The organism is Actinosynnema sp. NPDC059797 (genome assembly GCF_042732085.1).
In the GTDB taxonomy this organism is placed as follows: domain Bacteria; phylum Actinomycetota; class Actinomycetes; order Mycobacteriales; family Pseudonocardiaceae; genus Actinosynnema.
Genome location: NZ_JBHWIE010000682.1, coordinates 1 through 1,976 on the forward strand (window position 1 = coordinate 1; position 1,976 = coordinate 1,976).

Sequence of the window (1,976 nt, forward strand, 5' to 3'; positions counted from 1 at the left end):
AAACCAGTGGCACAAGGATCGCGGTCTGACCCCCCGCGGTGCCGGGCGGGGCCCCCCCGCCCGCGCGGGGACGTCGGCGTGCCCGTGAAGACCACTGTGGACGGTGCGGGGCACAGGGCACTCTGGGACAAGCGCCGCGCGACCCCTCGGTGCCACGATCGGTCCGTGGGCCACCGCGCAGCCGGACGGCCCGTTCGCGACCACCCCGGTCGACCGCCACACACCCCGTGCCCCGGCCAAGGCCGGGCGGACACCTTACGGAGCGCTCATGAACACCAGTGCCGCACCTTCGCGGGAGGAACTGATCGGCCGGGCGGCGGACCTGGCGCCCGTGTTCGCCAAGAACGCGATCTGGCAGGAGGAGAACCGCGTCCTGCACGAGGACACCATCGCCGCCCTGACCGAGGCCGGCCTGCTGCGGCTGACCCTCCCGACCCGGTACGGCGGCTACGAGGTCGACACGACCACCCTGGTCGACGTGCTCGCGGAGATCGCCAAGGGCGACGGCGCGGCGGGCTGGGTGAGCACGGTGTGGAACATCAGCACCTGGCTGACCTCGCTCTTCCCGGACGAGGTCCAGGACGAGGTGTTCGGGTCCGGCGACGTCCGGATCAGCGGCACCTTCGGCCCGACCGCGGTCGGCGTGCCCGTGGACGGCGGCATCGTGCTCAACGGCCGGTGGGTGTTCAACACCGGCGCCCGGCAGGCGACCTGGAACGCCCACGCCGCCGTCCTCGCCCCCGAGGGCGAGGAGCCGCAGCCGATCCTGGTGCTGGTGCCCATGTCCGACCTGGAGGTCGTCGACGACTGGTACTCCGCCGGGATGCGCGGCACGGGCAGCGTGTCGACGGTGGCGAAGGACGTGTTCGTGCCGGAGGCGCGCATCCTCCCGATGGTCCCGCTGTTCACCGAGGGGAAGCACCGGTCGGTGCTGAACGCCGCGTCGCCCCGGTGGCAGGTGCCGTTCATGCCGTGGGCGTGCGCGGTGGTCGCCGCGACGCCGTACGGCCTCGCCCGCGCCGCCGACGAGGCCTTCATGGAGCGGCTGCCCACGCGCAAGATCACCTACACGGACTACGAGCACCAGGCCGACGCGCCGCTGACGCACCTGCAGGTGGCCAAGGCCGCGCTGCGCATCGACGAGGCGGGCTTCCACCTGCACCGGGCGGCGGCCCTGGTGGACGGCAAGGCGCCGGGCGCGCAGTGGTCGGTGAAGGAGCGCGTCAGCGTCCGGCTGGACATGGGCGCCACGTGCCTGCGGGCCAAGGAGGCCGTGGACATCCTCAACAACGCCAGCGGCGGTTCGTCGGTGTACCAGACGGTGCCGATCCAGCGCATCGCCCGGGACATCCAGACGTCCAGCCTGCACTCGATCATGCAGCCGAACACGAACTTCGAGCTGTTCGGGCGGGTTGCCTGCGGGTTGGAGCCGAACACGCAGTTCCTCTGAGCGACCGGGTCTGCCCCGGTCGGGGTCGCTCGACCGGGGCGGGGCCGTCGGCGGGTGAGATGGGCAGGGGAGTGGTGGGCGGGGGAGTGGGCGGCTCGCCGGGCCGGTCGGCCGGGAGGCGGGGCGTCGGTGGCGCCGGCCGGCGGGACCGGCAAGGCCGACCGGCAAGGCCGACCGGCAAGGCGGACCGCCGGGTGGGCCACGCCGGCCGGGCGGGGGCGTCGGGCGAGGGGCGCCGGTCAGCCCGCGTCGCCGAAGGCGCGCCGGGCGGCGTCGGCCTGGGCGAGCCTGCGCAGGGCGGTGAGCGCCGCGTCGCCGAGCACCGTGCCGACCACCACGTCCTCGCCGGCGCCGGCGCCGGTCCACCGCCCGGCCAGCGACTCGACCTCGGCGGCGGCCAGCTCCTCGCACGCGGCCGCGCACCGGTCCACCAGCGCCGGGAAGTCGTCCTGCCCGAGCAGCGCGGCCGTCGCGAGCACGCGGGCCAGCGCCCGCGCGGCGGGGTGGGCGGTGCCCACCGCCCACC

1 protein-coding gene and 1 pseudogene are annotated in these 1,976 nt (G+C 75.1%); one reads left to right on the forward strand and one right to left on the reverse strand.

Annotation, left to right across the window (positions count from 1 at the left end; genetic code table 11):
• The first annotated feature begins 268 nt into the window (after positions 1 to 268).
• A complete protein-coding gene (locus tag ACFV4N_RS43260) occupies positions 269 to 1,450 on the forward strand; it encodes an acyl-CoA dehydrogenase family protein (RefSeq protein WP_499678511.1) in 1,182 nt (393 codons plus the stop codon).
• Between the two features lie 239 nt (positions 1,451 to 1,689).
• Here ACFV4N_RS43260 and ACFV4N_RS43265 read toward each other — a convergent pair.
• Positions 1,690 to 1,976, reverse strand: a pseudogene (locus tag ACFV4N_RS43265) (MerR family transcriptional regulator); the annotation flags it as partial.

What these genes read in the sequence shown, in the direction of transcription:
- ACFV4N_RS43260 (WP_499678511.1), top strand. Translation starts at nt 269, where the DNA reads ATGAACACCAGTGCCGCACCTTCGCGGGAGGAACTGATCGGCCGGGCG.